Below are 18,382 nucleotides of genomic sequence, written 5' to 3' on the forward strand. Positions count from 1 at the left end.
CGACCCACAATCGTCCGGCACCGGCCGGCAACCGGCCGCCGCCACTCACAAGCCGTCCGCCGGCCATGTCATCTCGTCGCGCGCGACGACGGTCGGCCTGTGCGCGATCCTGCTGTGGAGCATGATGACCGGCCTCGTGCGCGTGGTCGCCGACGCGTTCGGCGCGACGCTCGGCTCGGCGCTGATCTACACGGTCGGCGTCGTGCTGCTCATGATCTTTCACCGTCCCGCGCCCCTGCGCGAATATCCGCGACGGTATCTGCTGATCGGCGGACTGCTGTTCGTGTTCTACGAATCGTCGATTTCGCTGTCGATCGGCCTGGCCAGCACGGCCGCGTCGTCGGTCGAAGTGAGTCTGGTGAATTACCTGTGGCCGACGATGATGGTGCTGCTGACGGCCGCCGTGTTTCCGACCGTGCGGCGACGCAGCGTTGCGACGGATCGCCGCGACATCACCGCGACTGCCAACGATGGCAGCATCGTCAACGACAGCAACGACAGCACACGTACCGCCAGCGCACGACCCAGCCGACTGCGTTCCGTCCTGCGCGTGCTGCCCGGCGCGATCGTGGCGACCGCCGGCGTGGTGCTGGCGGTCGGCGGCAACAGCGGACTGGACTGGGGATTGGCCGCGCAGCATATCGCCGCGAACCCGCTGCCGTACCTGCTCGCGTTCGCCGGCGCGTCCGCGTGGTCGGTGTACGCGGTGTTCACGCCCGCACTGGCGGACGGCAAGGACGGCACATCCGTGTTCTTCCCGTTCGTGGCGGCGGCGTTGTGGATCATCCACTTCGCGTCGGGCGAAGGATGGCCGGACACCGTCCCGTCGATCTGGGGATGGCTGGCCGTGCTCGGCGCGGCGGCGGCGATTGCGGGCGGCTACGCATGCTGGGGGCACGGCATCCTGCACGGCAGCATGCGCACGTTGGCAATGGCGAGCTACGCCGCGCCGGTCCTGTCCACCGCCGCGAGCGCGGTCCTGCTCGGCCTCGCGCTGTCGCTGCCGTTCTGGTGCGGCGCGCTCCTCGTCGCCGCCGGATCCATCCTCAACTGGTGGATCTCCTCCCGCCGTCGATAACCCAACCCCTCGCGTGGCAGAAAACACTCGCTGACGCACCCGTCAGCGAGTGAAAACCGCCACTCACTCGACCTCGTGGCGGAAAACGCTCGCTCAGCGGCCGCTCAGCGAGCGTTTTCCGCCACACAACAGGCAACCAACCACCTCACTCGCCACTTGCCATACTTCATAAAAGCTGCATGAGATTGCATGCCATACTTCATAAAATGATTACGAAGTTAATATATAATATTCATAACTATTTTATGAAGTTACAGCAGGAGGCGAGATCATATGACCACACACCATCGTCCTGACTACCCGTCACTTGTCCGGGAAATGCGCGAATACCACTTCCCGACCCCCATTCGCCGAACTCCAATCATTGACGATCTGCCGGCACCAGCCATGTTCAACCTCGTCCACATCCTCACCGGCATGCGTCGATGTGGCAAGACGTTTCATCTGTTTCAGCTCATCAACGATCTACTGGATTCCGGCGTCCCACGCGATCGTATCTTCTATTTCAACTTCGCCGACGAACGTCTGCAACCGATGCCGGACGACGCACTCGACCAAGTCATCACCGAATTCTGGAGGCAATGCCCCGAATCACGGACAGACGGCACCTATCTATTTCTTGACGAAGTCCAGGAGGCCGAACACTGGCAGGGTTTCTGCCAACGGCTCTCCGAGCACGAAACCGTGACCTTGGTCATCACCGGTTCATCGTCCAAATTATCGAGCGAAGAGATATCGACCAATTTCCGAGGCCGCTCATATTCGCACGAAGTGCTTCCCCTGTCCTTCCGCGAATATTGCGACTTCCATCATATTGACGCACCGGACGCGAATTCCGACTCGTTCTCGCCACAAACCGTCACCGAGATGGAGTCCGCATTCGACCGCTATCTCATCGACGGCGGGTTCCCCGGCGTTCAGTCGTTGCCTCCAGCCGGTCGCATCGACATGCTGCAAAGTTACATGCGTGACGTCGTCGCACGTGACGTAGCAGAACGGCTAGGCCGCGGCGATATCATACTGGCAAACCAAATCGCCCTGTTCGCGCTACGCAACACCGGATGTGAGATGTCCGTTAGCAAACTCACCGCGCAACTCGAGCAGGTCGGATACAAACTGTACTGGAACAAGGCGAGACGCATCCTTGATCTGCTTGAGCAGGCGTTTCTGTGCTATGAGGTCAACGAATACACCACGTCACTCAAACCGGACAGCACCGCAGTACCGAAGATCTACGCGGAGGATCCCGGCCTAGTGTATGCGGTATCGCGAGCCAACCAGCAGGACATCGGCAAACGGCTAGAGACAGCCGTATATCTTGAGCTGCGTCGACGCCAGTCCGGCCACCGCACCGATTTCATCACTTCACTGACGCTGCCCACCTCCAAACAGGAAAAAGTAGATTTCCTTATCGGCGACGCACTTGGCGCGGAACCGTATAGCGCCATGCAAGTCACCGTAAATATGGACAGTTCCAAGACCCGTGCACGAGAAATCACTGCGCTTGAGCGGTCTATGAAACGCATGCCGGGCATCGAAAGCACCATCATCTCTCTACGCGAAAGCGGCATCGAGCACACCGACAACGGCCCCATCCGCGTCATTCCCGCATGGCAATGGGCGTTACGTCAGCAGTAACGCCGCAAACAGCGCATGCAACGCCGCGACGTGCGCCCCACTCACCGCTTTTTGCGGCGCTTGAAGTTGATGTCGAACACGATCCACACGGACAGCACGAACGCGACAACGTACCCCATGAATCCGACCACCGGAATGCCGAAGATGATCGGCTTCATGCCGGCGTAATACACGATCGACGACCCGACGAACAGACCGACCACGATCAACGCCATCGTGAGCCGGTTCACCATGTCGGAAAGCTTGTTCATCGGCTCCTCGGCGCCGATCAGCTCCATGTTGACGCGCAGCTGCCCGCGCGTGAGCATGCGCGCCGCGGTCTTCGACTCGGACAGCGCGCTGAGCAGCCCGTGCAGCGCCTGATGCCCTTCGACGCCGAGCGATTCGAGCTCGTCGCGAGCCGCCTGTTTCGGCGATTTGCTGGTCGCGATGTGCTTCGAAATGATCTCGATCATGTTCACGTCGGGAATGAACTCGTCAAGCAGCCCTTCGAGCGTCACGAGCGCGCGCCCGACCGTCGTAACCGTGCTCGGCACTTCGATCCCGTGCCGCTGCGCAAGCTGCGTAAGCGCGGTGATGAACGCGGCGATGTCGAGTTCGGACAAGTCGACCGTGCCGTATTCGGCGACGATCGTGTCGAGGTCGGCGAGCAGCGCGGGATAGTCCTCGGGATTGTTGGCCGATCCGGCGAACCGCAGCAGCCCGTCCGCAAGCGCGGGCGTGTCCTGTTTGGCGACGGCGAAGATCATCTGTTTCATGACCTGCCGCGTCTTCATGTTGAGCCGGCCGGTCATGCCGAGGTCGAGGAGGACGATCTGCCCGCCGGAGATCATGATGTTGCCGGGGTGCGGGTCGGCGTGGAAGAAGCCGTCGTCGAGGACCTGCGTGGCATAGTTGTCGACGAGTTTGGTGCCGATTTCCTTGAGATCGTAACCGGCGGCGATGAGTTTGTCGGGGCGGGAAACGGAGATGCCCTCGACGTAGTCCATGACGACAACGTGTTCAGTGCACAGGTCCATGTACGGCTTGGGGCAGTCCATGTACTTGTACGGCTCGCAGAATCGTTTGAATTCGGCGAGATTGCGCGCCTCGACGAGGAAGTCGGTTTCCGATTCGAACGTGTCCCAGAGTTCTTCGACGACGCCGCCGAGGTCGACGACCTGTGCGGTGGAGACGACTTTGGTGGCGACTTTGGCGATCGATCGCATGATCGACACGTCCTGCGCCATGGTTTCGCGCACGCCGGGACGCTGGACTTTGACGGCGACGTCTTCGCCGGTGATGAGCGTGGCGCGGTGGACCTGCGCGAGCGAGGCGGATCCGAGCGGCGTCGCGTCGATGTGGTCGAAGATCTCTTCGACCGGACGGCCGTATTCGTGCGACAGCGTCTCCAGTACCATCTCGTATGGCATCGGGTCGGCGTCGGCGCGCAGTTTGGCGAGTTCGTCACAGAATGATTGCGGCAGCATCTCCGATCGCATCGACAGGATCTGTCCGACCTTGACGAACGTCGGGCCGAGCGCTTCGAACATCAGGCGCATTTTGACCGGAGTCAGGCCGTGCGCGACGTCGAATTGGCGTGCGATGCCGGCGATCTGCGCGAGACGTTTGATCTTGCCGCGGCGGGTCAGATGGTAGCGCTCGGAAAAGGCGTCACGACGCGGGCCGAACAGGTCGAGGGTCTCCCCCGGCCATTCGGCCTGCGCGTTCGTGGTGGTGCCGTCTGCCAATGGGCTACTCGGCCTTGGTCTCGGTGGATTCGTCCTTCTTGGCGGACTCCTCCTTGACCTCGGCGGCCTTGCGCTTGAGTTCGGTGTTCAGGGCCTTGCCCTGCTCCACCGTCAGTTCGCCCTTCTTGACGAGATCGTCGACGATCTCCTGGCTCTTTTCCACCGTGGTGGCAAGAGCGCCGACGCCTGCGAGAAACACCTTGCGCAGGCCGTCACCGAAATCGAAATCAGCCATGATACGCCTCCTTGTCGCGCTGTATGGTCACGTTCCAGCCTACTCCACTTTTGTTCGCGGACGCACGATGTTCTTTACGGACGTATCGCTTCGGTCCAACATACTGTCTCCCACTCTCCCTCTCCAACGGACATACAGCCGATTGGGGCAGGCAAATCGGCCGTATGTCCGTTGAGGGGATCTTGCCACATCACCAACAACGAGAACACGGCCTATACCGCTAACGGACATACGGCCGATTCCCGGTACGCAATCGGCTGCATGCCCGCTGAGGGGGCCTCGCCACATCACCAATAACGAGAACGAGTCCTATATTACAAACGGACATACAGCCGATTCTGGTGCGTAATCGGCTGTATGTCCGTCATTAGGGGAAAGGAATGGTGCGTTGCGGCTTACGCGGCGACGCGCTGGCGCACGTAGCCGTCGAGCGTATCGGCGGTGACGCCGGCGTACGACGTGATCGACGCGAACTGCGGGCCCTGCGACGTGTCGGTCTGGATGTATCCCGTCTGCGCGATCGTGGTCGCACCGGACGCGGCGGCGGACGTGAGCCCGCTCATCGAATCCTCGAGCGCCACGCAATATTGCATGTCTTCGGGCGCGATGTCCAGTAGTTTGCCGGCCGCCAGGTACGGTGCCGGCGACGGCTTCTTCTCGACGTCGTCATCACCGCAGACGAATCCGGCGAACGCGCCTTCCGGCGCCTGATCGACCAGGTTCTGCGCAAGGTGACGCGGCGACGTCGTGACCAGCACGGACGGAATGCCCGCCGCGACCAGCGACTTGAGCACGTCGGTCACGCCGTCGATCCACGGCATGTGTTCGGCCTCGGCCTTCGCCACGTAGTCGATCATGCCCTTGCCGATCTCTTCGACCGACAGCTGGCAGCCATGCTCGACCATGCGCTGCGCGACCTGCGGCACCGGCGTACCGGAGCCTTGCCACGCCAGTTCCTTGTCCCAGTATCCGCCGTGCGCGGCGGCGATCGTCAGTTCGCTGTCGTGCCAGTACGGCTCGGAGTCGATCAGCGTGCCATCCATATCCCAGAACACGGCCTTGAGCATCATCGCGGGTCCGCCTTTCTTTATTGTTGTGTCCGCTGCGGTGTTATCGGTTCTATCTCATCAAAACTCGAGGACGAACGCCACCGCGACCATGTCGTTTTCGTCCACGCCCGTTGCGGTATCATCCCCAACCCCTCTCCCCTTAACGGACAACCAGCCGATAAGACCGCGAAATCGGCTGTATGTCCGTTAGGGGAATAGGACACAGACGTCAGAAACCGTCCCTTCGGACTCATCCCCCACTCCTTCCAACCTCCTAACCTCCCAACCTCCCTAACGGACATACAGCCGATTTCCACCTCACAATCGGCTGTATGTCCGTTGAGAAGACAGTGGATGACGACCCACCGCCCCGCCCCCTCCTCATCATCCTCTCGCCTTTCCCTTCAACGGACAACCAGCCGATTTCGCGGCCCAATCGGCTGGTTGTCCGTTGGGGAGGAGGCAAGGAGAAGCGGGGAGAAAACACGTCGCGAAAAAATTATGAAGAAGCGGGAATAAAAGTTTGCAAACAAAAGTTGAGTGGTGTAGGCTCAAGTTTTGGAAAACAAAACAGAGCGTCATCCTCGAGACGAGGGTGCCGGGCCGGCGACCGTGACCGATCGCAGACCCGATCATCCGAAACTTGAGCAAGTAACGTACAACGAACACACTCAACAAAGGAGCACATTATGGGACGTGCAGTAGGTATTGATCTGGGTACTACGAACTCCTGCATCGCTACGCTGGAAGGCGGCGAGCCGACCGTCATCGTCAACGCGGAAGGCGCGCGCACCACGCCGTCCGTCGTGGCGTTCAGCAAGTCCGGCGAGATCCTCGTCGGCGAGGTCGCGAAGCGTCAGGCCGTGACGAACGTCGACCGCACCATCTCCTCCGTCAAGCGCCACATGGGCACCGACTGGACCACCGAGATCGACGGCAAGAAGTGGACGCCGCAGGAGATCTCCGCACAGATCCTGATGAAGCTGAAGCGCGACGCCGAAGCCTACCTGGGCGAGCCGGTCACCGACGCGGTGATCACCTGCCCGGCGTACTTCAACGACGCCCAGCGTCAGGCCACCAAGGACGCCGGCAAGATCGCCGGCCTGAACGTGTTGCGCATCATCAACGAGCCGACCGCCGCCGCACTGGCGTACGGCCTCGAAAAGGGCAAGGAAGACGAGCGCATCCTGGTCTTCGATCTGGGTGGCGGCACCTTCGATGTGTCGCTGCTGGAGATCGGCAAGGACGAGGACGGCTTCTCCACCATTCAGGTGCAGGCCACCAACGGCGACAACCACCTGGGCGGCGACGACTGGGATCAGAAGATCATCGACTGGCTGGTCGGCGAAGTCAAGAACAAGTACGGCGTTGACCTGAGCAAGGACAAGATCGCGCTGCAGCGTCTGAAGGAAGCCGCCGAGCAGGCGAAGAAGGAACTGTCTTCGTCCACCTCGACCTCCATCAACATGCAGTACCTCGCCATGACCCCTGACGGCACCCCGGTGCACCTCGACGAGACGCTCACCCGCGCCCACTTCGAGGAAATGACCTCCGACCTGCTCGGCCGCTGCCGCACGCCGTTCAACAACGTGCTGCGCGACGCCGGCATCTCCGTGAGCGACATCGACCATGTGGTGCTCGTCGGCGGTTCGACCCGTATGCCGGCCGTCAAGGAGCTCGTCAAGGAGCTCACCGGCGGCAAGGAAGCGAACCAGTCCGTGAACCCGGATGAGGTCGTGGCCGTCGGTGCCGCCGTGCAGTCCGGCGTCATCAAGGGCGACCGCAAGGACGTCCTGCTGATCGACGTGACCCCGCTGTCGCTGGGCATCGAGACCAAGGGCGGCATCATGACCAAGCTCATCGACCGCAACACCGCCATCCCGACCAAGAGGAGCGAGGTCTTCTCGACCGCCGAGGACAACCAGCCGTCCGTGCTGATCCAGGTCTATCAGGGCGAGCGCGAGTTCGCCCGCGACAACAAGCCGCTGGGCACCTTCGAGCTGACCGGCATCGCGCCGGCTCCGCGTGGCGTCCCGCAGATCGAGGTCACCTTCGACATCGACGCCAACGGCATCGTGCACGTGTCCGCCAAGGACAAGGGCACCGGCAAGGAGCAGTCGATGACCATCACCGGCGGCTCGGGCCTGCCGAAGGACGAGATCGACCGCATGGTCAAGGAGGCCGAAGCCCACGAGGCCGAGGACAAGAAGCGCAAGGAGGAAGCCGAGACCCGCAACCAGGCCGAGGCCTTCGCCTACCAGACCGAGAAGCTCGTCAACGACAACAAGGACAAGATCTCCGATGAGATCGCCAAGGAGGTCACCGACAAGGTCAACGCCCTGAAGGAGGCCCTGAAGGGTGAGGACATCGAGAAGATCAAGACCGCGCAGAGCGAGCTTATGACCGCCGCGCAGAAGATCGGCGAGGCCCTGTACTCGCAGCAGGCCGCGGCCGGTGCCGCCGGCGCTGCTGGTGCGGGTGCGGCCGGTGCCGGCGCGTCGGGCGCTGCCTCGAACGGTGGCGACGACGACGTGGTGGACGCTGAAGTCGTGGATGACGACGACAAGGACAACAAGTAAGGTTCCGTCCGATGGCTGAGTTCAACAAGGACGATTACCTGAACGACCTGCCGGACGTGGACGACGTGGCTGCTGGTGCGGCTGCGTCGGCCGCGGCCGGCTCGGCCGACTCTACGACGGGTGATGCGGCGAAGGCCAAGCAGCCGTCCCAGGCCCAGGATTCTTCGGCTTCGTCTTCGTCTTCGGCCGAGGGTGCGGGAAGCGCGGCGGAGAGCAAGACCGCCGAGAATGAGACGCCGGCCGGGGCATCCGAAGCGTCTAAGGACGCCGACGCCGCCAAGTCCGGCGACGACACCCTCACGCCGCTTGGCAAGGCCAAGAAGGAGGCCGCCGACTATCTCGAGGCCCTGCAGCGTGAACGCGCGGAGTTCATCAACTACCGCAACCGCACGCAGAAGGAGCAGGAGCGCTTCCGTCAGCACGGCATCATCGACGTGCTGACCGCGCTGCTGCCGGCCCTCGACGACATCGACCGCATCCGCGAGCACAGCGAGATGGACGATTCGTTCAAGGCCGTGGCCGCGAAGATCGACAAGGCGTTCGAGAAGTTCGGCGTCGAGAAGTTCGGCGAGAAGGGCGAGGAGTTCGACCCCACCAAGCACGAGGCGATCCTGCACAAGCCGGACGATGCGGCCGAGAAGGACACCGTCGACACCGTGGTGGAAGCCGGCTATCGCATCGGCGATCGCGTCATCCGCGCCGCCCGCGTGGTCGTCGCCTCCCCCAAGAACTGATTTCCCCAAAAATGGTTTGTGGAAGTCGGTCATTGACTAACGCCAATCCGACTTTCCACAGACACAAGGTGCGCGAATAACGAGCGTGGGATGGCGATGTGTGTTGCCCGACCGTATGACTTGGCCGAGCGGCCCGGAGCGTGTCGGGCAACATACATCGCCGTCCCACGCGGTCGCCGCATCTCTTATTCCATACGTAGAAAGGAGACATGAATGGCTGAGAATGAATGGCTGAGCAAAGACTTCTACAAAGTCCTTGGTGTCTCCAAGGACGCCAGCGAGGCCGACATCACCAAGGCCTATCGCAAGCTGGCCCGCAAATACCATCCTGATCTGAACAAGACCAAGGAGGCCGAGGAGAAGTTCAAGGACATCTCCGAGGCATACGACGTACTCAACAACAAGGAAACCCGCCAAAAGTACGATGCGATTCGCCAGTTCGGCATGGGCGGCGCGCGTTTCGCCGGCGGCGCCGGTAATGGCGGATTCGACGCGTCCGGTTTCTCCGACGTCTTCGGCTCGATGTTCGGCAACGGCAACGGCGGCAACATCCGCTTCTCCACGAGCGGCGGCGGCCCGACCAATCTCAACGACATCTTCTCGATGTTCGGCGGGGCGGCAGGGCCCGGCGCCGGCGGTCGCGGCGGCTTCGGTCAGCAGGGCAGCCCGTATGGCCAGTATGCGCAGTACGAGTCCGCACCTGAACCGGAGAACGGCGAGGACCGCACCTCGAAGATCAAGCTGACGTTCCGTCAGGCCGTGAAGGGCGCCACCGTGTCGCTGAGCGTCGACGGCAAGAAGTTCAAGACGCATATCCCGGCCGGCGTGAAGGATGGGCAGAAGATCCGTCTCGGCGGCAAGGGCAAGCCCGGTCGCAACGGCGGCAAGCCGGGCGATCTGTACCTGCACGTGAGCGTTGCGGCCGATCCGAAGTTCACGATGAGCGGCCATGATCTGGTGACCGATCTTCCGGTGACCGTCGGCGAGGCCGTGACCGGCGCGAAGGTCGAGCTCAAGGACATCGACGGTAATCCGGTGACGTTCAAGGTGCCGGCCGGTTCGTCCAGCGGCACGGAAGTGCATGTCGCCGGCAAGGGCGTGAAGAACGGCAATGCGTTCGGCGATCTGATCGGACGCGTGCAGATTCACGTGCCGGCCAAGCCGGGTCTTGGCGTGAAGCATGCGGCGAAGGAGTTCGACAAGGCGTCGGGTGACTTCGCGGCCGAGCTGGCCGCGCAGCGGTGATTTCGGCTGGTCTTTCGTGACCGGAGGCGTCCGCTTCCGGTCACGTTTTTCGTTGCGTATCGATTGGCGACCGTCGCGGACGACGGCCGCCTTTGTAGTACAGGAGATGAGTGCAGATGGCGAGAATCGCGCAGGAAGTCAGGCGTGCCTATGCCGCGTGTGCGGCGGCGCTCGTTTCCGCCCGGGCCGATCTCGATGCGGTGGATTCGCTCGGTTTGAACGTGGAGCTGCCGGTGTTCAGCGTCGGTCAGGCGGCGGAGATCGCGGGGATTCACCCGCAGACGCTGCGTCAGTATGACCGTCTGGGACTGGTGGTCGCCAAACGTACCGAGGGCGGCGCGCGACGGTATACGCTGCGCGATATCGACCGACTGGTACAGGCTCAGCATTTGAGTCAGGATGAGGGCATCAATCTGGCCGGCGTGACGCGCATCCTCTCGTTGCAGGAGGAGAATCGTCAGTTGCGTCGCCAGAACCGGCATCTTCGCCAGCGGCTCGAGGGCGGCAGCGTGTTCGAGGCCGGCATCGACGGCGAGGTCGTCGAGGTGCGGCAGGCGCAGGCCAAGTCCAAGTACTACCGTGTGTGGCGGCGCGGCAGCGGCAAGCCGTTGCAGATCACCGCCGGCCGTCATGACGACGACACCGAACTCGTCCCCGCCGAGCTCGTCCTCCTCGGCGACTAGCACGGCCCATCTCCGGCTCCCCTCTCTGAGGGGAGCTGTCAGCGCAGCTGCTGAGGGGCGCAATCCGACCAGTCAAAGCACAAACATCCAAACGCACATTGGGCCGCACCCCACCGGGGTACGGCCCAATGCCTATCTCAGCACGTCACTAATTTCAGCGACGACCCTTGGAGAACGTGATGCACAGCGCACCGGCGACCAGCGCGAGCGCGAGCAGCACCGCACCGAGCACGGTCGCACCGGTCTTGCCGAGCGGCGCGGCCGGGTTCTTGACGCTGTTCTGCGCGACGGTCTGCGAACCCTGCTGGTTGGCGCCGCTCTGACCGTTCGTGCCGTTGCCGTTCTGCTGGCCCGGCTGCTGGTCGGACGACTGCTTCGCGCCGGCGAAGTCGACGGCCACGGCCTTGCCGGACTGGCGACCGGTGACGGTGAGCGTGTAGTTCGCGCCCTCGGCCGGCTTGAAGTCGGACGGCAGCGTGATCTCGGTGGTCTGCGCGGTGGCGACACGCACGCCGGCGACCGGCGTCTTGTTGGTGTCGTTGTCGGCGGACTGGGCCACGACCTTGCCGCTGGCCTTGTCGGTCAGCTTGTAGGAGAGCACCGCGTCGCCGTTGAAACCGGTGGCGTCGGCGGTGTACTTACCGTCGGCGGACTTCTTCACGGCCACCTTGGCGCCGTCGGACAGCGCGTCCTGCGTGGTCTTGTCGGCGGCGAGGCCGAGCGCGTTGGCGATGGTGTAGAAGTTGTCGGTCTGGTCGGTCAAGCCGTCCACGCGGGAGGCACCCGGGCCGGAGGCGGCGATACGCAGCTGCGTGCCGGTGTGGCTCATGTTGCCCTGTGCGCCGGCGAACTTCTCGGCGGTGTTGGCGTCGCCGTCCTCACCCTGCGTGTACTCGTCGTTGTCGATCGGGTTGCCGTCGGCGTCCTGGTAGACCGGCTCGTCGGAGGTGCCGTAGGAGATGACGGTCTTGGAGCCGTCGTGGTTCTTGAGCACGGTGCTCAGCGCGTAGTACGGCTGGGCTTCGACGATCTGCGACGTGTGCGCGTGGTCGGCGGTCACGATGACGAGCGTGTTGTTCAGGTCGACCTTGGCGAGCGCAGCCTGGATGGCCTTGTCGAGGTCGTCGGTTTCGCCGATCTGGCCGCAGGCGTTCGCGTTGTGGTCCTGCTTATCGATGGACGCGCCTTCGACCTGCAGGAAGTAGCCGTTCTTGGCGCCGTTCGCGTTCTTGCTCAGCAGGTCGATGGCCTTGTCGGTGAAATCGGCGAGCGAGGCGCCCTGGTTGCCGAGCCACTTGTCGTTCGGCGTGCAGACGGTCGGGTTGGCGTCCTTGTCGGCGCTGTACTTGGTGGCGACGGACGGGTTGAATTCGGTCGGCAGGTTGCCGTCGCCGAGCAGGGCGAGCACCGGCTTGCCCTGGTTGGCTTCGCTCAGGGCCTTGAAGCCGGCGACGTCACCGGACTGGACGGTCTGGAAACCGCGGTCCTTGGCCTGCTCCCACAGGGTCTTGCCGTCGAGGCCGAACTGGTTGAAGTACTTGGAGCCGCCGCCGATGGTGACGTCGGCGCGGGTGTCGAGCAGCTGCTCGGAGATGGAGCCGATGCCGCCGTTCTCCTTGAGCTGGTTAGCGAGGCAGTTCTTGGTCTGGTTGCCGTCGGTGGCCGGGTCGATCTTGCCGTCGCCGTTGGTGTCGGTCTTGCCGTCCCACTTGCCTTGCGGACCGTAGCAGGCGCGCTCGGTGGAGTGCGATTCGAGGACGGCCGGGGTGGCGTCCTGGATTTCGGCGGTGGTCACGTTGCCGGTGGCCTTGCCGGCGGCCTTGGCGAGTTCGATGAGGTTGAGCTGCGGGTTACCCTTGACGTCGACGTCGACCGCGTTGTTGTAGGTCTTGGTGCCGGTGGACCAGCCGGAGCCGGAGGCGGACGAGTCGGTGACGGGCGTGATCACGCCGGCGGTGGTGCTGCCGGCGAGCTGGCCCTTCTTGTCCTTAGCCATGAGCGAGTCGCCGGAGTTGTTGCCGAGCGAGAAGGTGGTGTACTGGCCGACGCCGGTTTCGGGGGCGGATCCGGCCTGACCGATCTTGTCGATGCCGTCGAAGGAGCCGTTCACGCCGTGCAGGTAGTTACGAGCGACGGTGATTTCGGAGTCGCCCATGCCGTCGCCGATGAAGAGGATGACGTTCTTGGCCTTGGCGTTGCCGTAGACGCCGGCGATGCGCTGCGCGCCGCCGTGCTCGGACAGTGCTTCGACGCCTTTGCCGTCTGCGGCGAAGGCCGGTGCGGTCAGCGCGCCGAGCGCGGCCACGGAGGTCAGCGCGGCGATGGCGCCTTTCGCGACTTGCTTCATGTTCATATGGATCTTCTTCCATTCATGGCGTACGTCGCGTCATTGTCATGCCGGTATGACGTACACCAGAACCTTCCCCCGAAATCGAACTTCGTTTCCCCATCCGGTTCCGTTGGAGAACCCCATAACGGTAGTTCCATGTCCGACGCTATGCCGCGAAAGCAACGCCCGGTCGACCACAACACGAACCCCGTCTGAACTCCTCATGTCATGTTGTATTCACCGTCCCCCTTTCCCTAGCGGACATACAGCCGTTTTTGACGGCGGAATCGGCTGGTTGTCCGCTGGGGATATGCGATACATCGCTGAGCCGTGCAATAGGAATATTGCGCCTCCTCCCTGCGGACATGCAGCCGATCCCGCCGTCAAAAACGGCTGTATGTCCGTTGAGGGGAAGCGCTGCATCCCCATGCACGCCCGCACGTACGAAGCGTCACATCACACATCGCGCGACACATACCAAACATCAAAAAACGGACATACAGCCGATTCACCTATCTGAATCGGCTGTATGTCCGTTGAAGTGAGATGAGGTCAGCGGGACGGAACGACTGTCCACTCACGACTGACTGCTCACGACTGTCCCTCTAGCTGCGCAGCAGGATCTCCGCGAGCGCGCCGGCCACGGCATCGGGCATTTCGGTCACCCAGAAGTCGTTGTCGTAGCGCGGGCCGCGGTTCATGGTGCGGATCGCGTCGAGCGCGCCCACGCCGAGCTCCTGCACGGCGTTCAAGGCCAGTTCCTTGGTGCGGTACAGCATCTGCGTATGCAGCAGCAGCTCCATCACGTCCGCTTCGATCGGATTGTCGGCGATGCGCAGACCGTCGGCGATCTCGATACGCAGGCCCTCGGTCGAAGCAATGCCCGCAACGCTGACGGACAGGCTCAGCGTGGCCTCGTCGTACGTCACCGACACGGCGGCAGCGTCAACGGACTGGCCGCCGGCCAGCACGCGCACATCGGCGTCGGCGACCGGCGCGACGCCACGGAACACGACCGTCCAGTCGCGCTTGTCCGGCACCGCCGTCACGTCGCCGGCGACCGGAGCCACCGCAAAGACGCTCGCCCCAGCACCAGCGGCACCAGCGCCACCCCACGTGAACGTCATCGACGTATCCGCGGTGCGCCCGGCCTTGGCCGCCGCGAGCGTGCCGTTGTCCTCGCGCAGCGTGAACGCACCGTCGGCCCCCGGGAACACGAGTACGCGCAGCGCACGCGGATTGTCCACCGCATTCACCGCGTCGCCAGCACCGGCCCCCGCGACCTCCTGCAGCGGCACGATGCCGCCGGCCTTGGCGAACACCGGCATCCGGTCGATCGCACGCCACGCCTCCAGCCGTCGTCCACGCCCGGAAACACCCCGTGAAACATACCGGCGACCGTCGAAGAAGTCGAACCACTCTCCGTCCGGCAGCCACACCTCGGCCCGTCCGCGCTGCACCGCGCGGTCGTTCGGCGACACCACCGGCGCGACGATCAGCTCGGTGCCGAACCGGAACTCGTCCGGCACCTCATACGCGTCGGCGATGTCCGGCGACTGCCAGTACATCGGCTCGACCAGCGGCCGCCCGTCGCGCGCCGCGCGGTAGTCCATCGTGTACAAGTACGGCAGCATCGCATGACGCAGCCGCAGCACGTCGGTCATGGCGTCGCAGATCTCCGCACGGAAGTTCCACGGTTCCTTACCCACGAACGGTGAGCTGGACGAATGCAGGCGGTTGATCGGGCTGAACGCGCCGAGCTGGTACCAACGGGCCTCCAGCTCCTCGTCGCGGTAGCCGAACATGTGGCCGCCGATGTCGTGGCTCCACCAGCCGTAGCCGATGTTCGACGCGGTCGCGGTGAACTGCGGCTGGAACGCGAGCGACTCCCATGTCACAATCGTGTCGCCGGAGAAGCCGACCGGGTAGCGGTGCGAGCCTGGCCCGGCGTAACGCGAGAACGTGAGCGGCCAGCGCCCGTCGCGCCCGGAGTCGAGGTAGTGCATGTGGTTGAGCATCCACAGCGGATCAAGACCCTTCTGCCTCGTCACGCCGCCCTGCTGCCAGTCGAGCCACCAGAAGTCGACGCCGTCGTCTTCCATGCGGTGATGCATGTCGAAGTACGCGTCCACGAACTGCGGGTTGGTCAGGTCGAATTCGACGGCCTCTTCGGTGGCCGGGTCGATGCCGACGCGCGACGCCACTTCGGGGTAGGCGTCCTCGAACGCACGCACGCCGTCGCGCGGGTGCACGTTGAGGGTCGTGTGCAGTCCGCGTGCGTGCAGGTCGCGCAGGAACTGCGGCGGGTCGGGAAACAGCGTGCGGTTCCACGAGTAGCCGGTCCAGCCGGAGCCGTACTTCGGGTCGACGTCGTCCACGCGGTGCCAGTCCATGTCGATCACGGACGTGGTGAACGGCAGTCCGGCGCGCTTGAACCGGTCCATGAGCGCGAGGTAGCCGTCCTGCGTGTAGCGGTAGTAGCGGCTCCACCAGTTGCTGAGCGCCCAGCGCGGCAGCAGCGGGGTCGGGCCGGTGAGGCGGTAGAAGTCGTGCACGGCTTCGATGTAGCGGTGGCCGTAGCCGAAGAAGTACAGGTCGGTTTCGGCGGTGTCGCGCGGGGTGACCCAGCTGCCGAACGGGTTGTGCTTGCCGTTGATCTCGTCGGCTTCGACGATGATGTTGGAGGCGGAGTCGTCGATCACGGCCCAGCCGTCGCGTGAGATCACGCCGTCGTCGAGCGGGATCGCGCCGTTCGCCTCGTCGAGCGTGCGCGCGGTGCCTTTGAGGTTGCCGCGCTGTTCGTCGCCGTAGTGCCACGTGTTGAACTGCGTGTCGGACACGCCTTTGACGACGACGCTGAGGCCTTCCTTGCTGAACGGCTGCTTGTCGTAGGTGATGTACAGTGCGGCCGTGTCGATGATGATGCGGCCGTCGCGTTCGGTGACGGTGTACTGTACCGGCTCGCCGAAGTCACGGTTGAGCACGGTCTGCGTGGGACGGTTTTCGAAGTCGCCGCTATCGGACCATTCGAAGCGTACGAGCGAGTCGGTGAGCAGGCCGATGCGCCAGCGGTCGCCGACGATCGTGCTGTCGGCGCGCATGGCCGGCGCCGCGTCGACCTTGAAGTCCTGCGGATTGGGCGACGTTGCCATAGTGGATACCCCTTCGTATGAATATGTGTTGTCGTAGTGAGTTGCCGTATCGTATACTGCGGCTCCCCTTGCCGAACGAATCGGCAGGGGGAGCCGCAGCATGGGTTGGTTACTTGCCGGAGCCGGTCGCGATGCCGGCGATGAACTGCTTCTGGAAGATCATGTAGACCACGATCACCGGGATGATCGCCAGCGAGGTCGCCGCGAACAGGCCGCCGTAGTCGGTGCCGTACTGGCCGTTGAAGGCCTTCAGACCGACGGCGAGCAGCTGCTTGTTCTCGTCGGTGATCATGAGGAACGGCCACAGGTAGTCTTCCCAGTTCCACAGGAACGTGAAGATGGCGAGCGCCGCGATGGTGTTGTGGCTCATCGGCAGGATGATGCTGTGGAAGATGCGCGTGTCGGACGCGCCGTCCAGCTTGGCCGCTTCAATCAGCTCGTCGGAGATGCCTCCGATGGACTGGCGGAACAGGAAGATGCCGAAGGCGCTGATGAGGCCGGGCACCACGAGCGAGGTGTACGTATCCTGCAGACCCCAGTTGGTGAACATCTCGTACTGCGGGATGATGGTCACGGCCCACGGGATCATCATGGTGCTCATGACGACGCCGAACAGGAGGTCGCGGCCACGGAAGTGCATCTTGGAGAACACGAAGCCAAGCACGGCGCTGGTGTAGATCGCGATGATGGTCTTGAGCGCGGCGACGAACAGCGAGTTGGCGAACAGCCGCATGAAGTTGAACTTCTCCTGGATGTTCACGTAGTTCTCGATGGTGGACGGCGTCGGGAACAGGCCGCCGGTCACCTTGACGATTTCGCTGTTCGGGGCGAACGACGAGATCAGCATCCAGATGAACGGGACGATGGTGATGAAGGCGATGACGAAAAGGAGCGCGGTGAGGATCCAACCGGCGATGTTGCGTTTCGTGTTCATGACAGATCCGTATCTCCCGAAACCTTGAACATGATGAGCGTGAGCACGCCGGTGAAGAGGAACAGCACGACGGCCTGCGCGGAGGCGACACCGAAGTTGTACTTCTGGAACGCCTGGTCGAAGATGAGGTAGCTGATGGTGTACGTGGAGGTGCCCGGGCCACCCTCGGTCATGACGAGGAACTGGACGTAGGCCTGCAGGTAGCTGATCAGCGAGGTGATGACGATGAACAGGGTGCTGGACTTGAGCAGCGGCAGGGTGATCTTGAAGAAGGTCTGCACGCCGTTCGCGCCGTCGATGGACGCCGCTTCGTACACGTCGCGCGGCAGGTTCATGATGCCGGCGAGGTAGAGAACGGTAGCGTAGCCGAAGTCCTTCCAGATCGTCATGATGATGATCGCGGGCATGGCCCACTTGGTGTCGTGCAGCCAGTTGATGTTGAGGCCGGTGACGCGGTCGATCATGCCGAACTGCGGGTCGAACATCCACATCCACACGAACGAGACGGCGACGAGCGGGGTGATGGTCGGCATGTAGAACAGGCCGCGCAGCGAGTCCTTGCACTTGACGATCTTGGAGCTGAGCAGCAGCGCGAGGGCGAGGCCGAGCACGATGCGGAAGAAGGTGGAGACGCCGGCGAAGATCGCGGTGTTCAGCATCGAGGTCCAGAACAGCTTGTCGGTAAGGATCTGGGCGAAGTTCGCGAGTCCGACCCACTCGTAGGTGCCGACCAGCGGGTTCCAGTCGTGGAGGCTGCCGGCGAACGCCTTGAAGATCGGGTAGGCGAGGAAGACGGCGAAGTAGACGACGAGGAAGGTGACCGCGATGTTGCGGAGAGAGAAGATCTTGCTGAGGACGGATCCGGAGCTCTTGGTGTTCTTCATCGGATCTCACCTCGCTTGGCTGGTGCCATGAACGGGTTCATGTCAATCTCCTAAAGTCTTGCGGCCGCATCCGTGCGGCTCGCAGAGCGTTGTTGCGAAAAGAAAGGCCGCG

Annotated in this window: 13 protein-coding genes; 6 read left to right on the plus strand and 7 right to left on the minus strand. The window is 63.2% G+C overall.

Translation table 11 applies throughout. The annotated features are described in order from the left end of the window. Window positions 1–121 precede the first annotated feature (121 nt). Window positions 122–1,078 carry a drug/metabolite transporter permease gene (locus tag DSM100688_RS05080; RefSeq protein ID WP_152358104.1) on the plus strand — a complete coding sequence of 319 codons (957 nt, stop codon included), beginning with the start codon at window positions 122–124 and terminating at the stop codon, window positions 1,076–1,078. 273 nt (window positions 1,079–1,351) lie between these two features. Then, the gene (locus tag DSM100688_RS05085; protein ID WP_152358059.1) at window positions 1,352–2,716 is read left to right on the plus strand and encodes an ATP-binding protein; all 1,365 of its coding nucleotides are present in this window, start codon (window positions 1,352–1,354) and stop codon (window positions 2,714–2,716) included. A gap of 41 nt (window positions 2,717–2,757) precedes the next feature. Here the strand turns inward: DSM100688_RS05085 and DSM100688_RS05090 are convergent, their stop codons facing one another. The 3 genes from DSM100688_RS05090 to DSM100688_RS05100 all read right to left on the minus strand — a co-directional run bounded on the left by DSM100688_RS05090 (window position 2,758) and on the right by DSM100688_RS05100 (window position 5,751). Next, entirely contained in the window at window positions 2,758–4,446 is a 1,689-nt protein-coding gene (locus DSM100688_RS05090; protein ID WP_152358060.1) for an ABC1 kinase family protein, read from the minus strand. Window positions 4,447–4,450: 4 nt separating this feature from the next. After that, window positions 4,451–4,681, minus strand: coding sequence for a phasin family protein (locus DSM100688_RS05095; protein WP_152358061.1), 231 nt, complete (start codon window positions 4,679–4,681; stop codon window positions 4,451–4,453). A 395-nt stretch (window positions 4,682–5,076) separates the two neighbouring features. Then, window positions 5,077–5,751 carry an HAD family hydrolase gene (locus DSM100688_RS05100; RefSeq protein WP_152358062.1) on the minus strand — a complete coding sequence of 225 codons (675 nt, stop codon included), beginning with the start codon at window positions 5,749–5,751 and terminating at the stop codon, window positions 5,077–5,079. Window positions 5,752–6,419: 668 nt separating this feature from the next. On the opposite strand from DSM100688_RS05100, the gene dnaK reads away from it, so the two are divergent. The 4 genes from dnaK (at window position 6,420) to DSM100688_RS05120 (ending at window position 10,971) form a co-directional block, all read left to right on the plus strand. Then, window positions 6,420–8,309, plus strand: a complete 1,890-nt coding sequence (gene dnaK, locus DSM100688_RS05105; RefSeq protein ID WP_152358063.1) for a molecular chaperone DnaK — start codon at window positions 6,420–6,422, stop codon at window positions 8,307–8,309. A gap of 11 nt (window positions 8,310–8,320) precedes the next feature. Then, window positions 8,321–9,043, plus strand: coding sequence for a nucleotide exchange factor GrpE (grpE, locus tag DSM100688_RS05110; RefSeq protein WP_152358064.1), 723 nt, complete (start codon window positions 8,321–8,323; stop codon window positions 9,041–9,043). A 213-nt stretch (window positions 9,044–9,256) separates the two neighbouring features. Beyond that, the gene (locus tag DSM100688_RS05115; protein WP_152358065.1) at window positions 9,257–10,288 is read left to right on the plus strand and encodes a DnaJ C-terminal domain-containing protein; all 1,032 of its coding nucleotides are present in this window, start codon (window positions 9,257–9,259) and stop codon (window positions 10,286–10,288) included. Window positions 10,289–10,404: 116 nt separating this feature from the next. Next, on the plus strand, window positions 10,405–10,971 hold the full coding sequence (locus DSM100688_RS05120; RefSeq protein ID WP_152358066.1) for a heat shock protein transcriptional repressor HspR: 567 nt from the start codon (window positions 10,405–10,407) through the stop codon (window positions 10,969–10,971). A gap of 154 nt (window positions 10,972–11,125) precedes the next feature. Here DSM100688_RS05120 and phoA read toward each other — a convergent pair whose 3' ends face one another. The 4 genes from phoA to DSM100688_RS05140 form a co-directional block, all read right to left on the minus strand. Next, entirely contained in the window at window positions 11,126–13,324 is a 2,199-nt protein-coding gene (gene phoA, locus DSM100688_RS05125) for an alkaline phosphatase (RefSeq protein WP_152358067.1), read from the minus strand. 581 nt (window positions 13,325–13,905) lie between these two features. After that, a complete protein-coding gene (locus DSM100688_RS05130; RefSeq protein WP_152358068.1) occupies window positions 13,906–16,452 on the minus strand; it encodes a glycoside hydrolase family 31 protein in 2,547 nt (848 codons plus the stop codon). A 109-nt stretch (window positions 16,453–16,561) separates the two neighbouring features. Then, window positions 16,562–17,386: a carbohydrate ABC transporter permease gene (locus DSM100688_RS05135; protein ID WP_152358069.1), complete on the minus strand. Its 825-nt coding sequence runs from the start codon at window positions 17,384–17,386 to the stop codon at window positions 16,562–16,564. Continuing rightward, on the minus strand, window positions 17,383–18,270 hold the full coding sequence (locus DSM100688_RS05140) for a carbohydrate ABC transporter permease (RefSeq protein WP_152358070.1): 888 nt from the start codon (window positions 18,268–18,270) through the stop codon (window positions 17,383–17,385). Before DSM100688_RS05140 ends, DSM100688_RS05135 begins: the two co-directional genes overlap by 4 nt. Window positions 18,271–18,382 lie beyond the last annotated feature (112 nt).

Origin of the sequence: Bifidobacterium ramosum, from assembly GCF_009299505.1 — a bacterium.
Lineage (GTDB): Bacteria > Actinomycetota > Actinomycetes > Actinomycetales > Bifidobacteriaceae > Bifidobacterium > Bifidobacterium ramosum.

What these genes read in the sequence shown, in the direction of transcription:
- DSM100688_RS05080 (WP_152358104.1), top strand. Translation starts at nt 122, where the DNA reads ATGATGACCGGCCTCGTGCGCGTGGTCGCCGACGCGTTCGGCGCGACG.
- DSM100688_RS05085 (WP_152358059.1), top strand. Translation starts at nt 1,352, where the DNA reads ATGACCACACACCATCGTCCTGACTACCCGTCACTTGTCCGGGAAATG.
- DSM100688_RS05095 (WP_152358061.1), bottom strand. Translation starts at nt 4,681, where the DNA reads ATGGCTGATTTCGATTTCGGTGACGGCCTGCGCAAGGTGTTTCTCGCA.
- DSM100688_RS05100 (WP_152358062.1), bottom strand. Translation starts at nt 5,751, where the DNA reads ATGATGCTCAAGGCCGTGTTCTGGGATATGGATGGCACGCTGATCGAC.
- dnaK (WP_152358063.1), top strand. Translation starts at nt 6,420, where the DNA reads ATGGGACGTGCAGTAGGTATTGATCTGGGTACTACGAACTCCTGCATC.
- grpE (WP_152358064.1), top strand. Translation starts at nt 8,321, where the DNA reads ATGGCTGAGTTCAACAAGGACGATTACCTGAACGACCTGCCGGACGTG.
- DSM100688_RS05115 (WP_152358065.1), top strand. Translation starts at nt 9,257, where the DNA reads ATGGCTGAGAATGAATGGCTGAGCAAAGACTTCTACAAAGTCCTTGGT.
- DSM100688_RS05120 (WP_152358066.1), top strand. Translation starts at nt 10,405, where the DNA reads ATGGCGAGAATCGCGCAGGAAGTCAGGCGTGCCTATGCCGCGTGTGCG.
- phoA (WP_152358067.1), bottom strand. Translation starts at nt 13,324, where the DNA reads ATGAACATGAAGCAAGTCGCGAAAGGCGCCATCGCCGCGCTGACCTCC.
- DSM100688_RS05130 (WP_152358068.1), bottom strand. Translation starts at nt 16,452, where the DNA reads ATGGCAACGTCGCCCAATCCGCAGGACTTCAAGGTCGACGCGGCGCCG.
- DSM100688_RS05135 (WP_152358069.1), bottom strand. Translation starts at nt 17,386, where the DNA reads ATGAACACGAAACGCAACATCGCCGGTTGGATCCTCACCGCGCTCCTT.
- DSM100688_RS05140 (WP_152358070.1), bottom strand. Translation starts at nt 18,270, where the DNA reads ATGAAGAACACCAAGAGCTCCGGATCCGTCCTCAGCAAGATCTTCTCT.